General features: G+C 35.6%; 1 protein-coding gene. It reads right to left on the bottom strand.

Going from position 1 to position 303, the window contains the following annotated elements:
* On the bottom strand, positions 1 to 269 hold a 269-nt coding region (locus QOS10_RS09595), incomplete at its 3' end, for a helix-turn-helix domain-containing protein (RefSeq protein ID WP_283595215.1).
* Positions 270 to 303 lie beyond the last annotated feature (34 nt).

The raw sequence follows: 303 nt of genomic DNA, 5'->3' as shown, positions 1-303 counted from the left end.
TCAATTCTTTTATCTCCTAAGAACTGGAAATGATTCGACATTTGTTTAGCATTTTGGCGAAGTTCCAATTGCTTAATTCGTGACTGAACAGTGTCAATTGGTAGCTTGACTTGCTTTAGTTGCCAAAGTTCCTTATTAATAGCGACCATTTCGTTATAGATAAACCGACTAGCATCGCTATTTAGCTTGATAATCTGCTTTTGCTTATCGCTCGGATAAATTCGCACTTTGAGTCCGTAATGATATTTCATTTTTGCCATTGACTTCACTATATCCACCTCCTTTAGTTGGTATAATAACATT

This window comes from Limosilactobacillus galli (genome assembly GCF_947381495.1).
Taxonomy (GTDB): Bacteria; Bacillota; Bacilli; order Lactobacillales; family Lactobacillaceae; genus Limosilactobacillus; species Limosilactobacillus galli.
The sequence above is the reverse complement of the archived record's forward strand: the minus strand, read 5'-3'. Positions and strand labels throughout refer to the sequence as shown.